General features: G+C 69.5%; 1 protein-coding gene. It reads left to right on the plus strand.

The window, feature by feature from the left end:
- Positions 1 to 484, plus strand: a 484-nt coding sequence (locus OO68_RS41615; protein ID WP_033314707.1) for a TOBE domain-containing protein, incomplete at its 5' end; no start/stop codon positions are given.
- Between the last annotated feature and the right edge of the window lie 57 nt (positions 485 to 541).

Raw genomic sequence — 541 nt, forward strand, 5'->3', positions numbered from 1 at the left:
GCTGGTGATGTCGGACCGTATCGCGGTGATGCGCAACGGTCTGATCGAGCAGTTCGACACCCCCCGTGAGCTGTTCGAGCGGCCGAAGACGCCGTTCGTGGCGGACTTCCTCGGCGCGGCGAACTTCCTGCCCGGACGTATCGAGCAGCACACCGACGCCCACACCCTGGTCCGCCTCGACAACAGCGGTGGACTGATCAAGGCCCGTCGCCATGATCTCGCCTCCGGTACGCAGGTGAAGGCTGCTGTGCAGCCGGGCCGGCTGCGGGTGTGCGCAGCCGATGACGGTTTCTGTACCGGCACCGTCGAGACTGCCACCTACGTCGGCACGCTGGTGCGCGCGGGTGTGCGGATCGACGGTGGTGACGGGCCGCTGCTGCGCCTGGAGGTCCCCGCCGGCCGCGGACCGGTCGCCGGTGAGCGGGTCGGGATCAGTGCGGACCCCGAGGACGTCAACCTCTTCGCCGACGAACAGGCGGGGTGAGTCATGGCCGCCACCCTCACCGCGGGGGCTCCCGCTGGTTCGCGCAAGTTGCTGGCT

The sequence above is a fragment of the Streptomyces iakyrus genome, assembly GCF_000717055.1.
GTDB lineage: Bacteria > Actinomycetota > Actinomycetes > Streptomycetales > Streptomycetaceae > Streptomyces > Streptomyces iakyrus.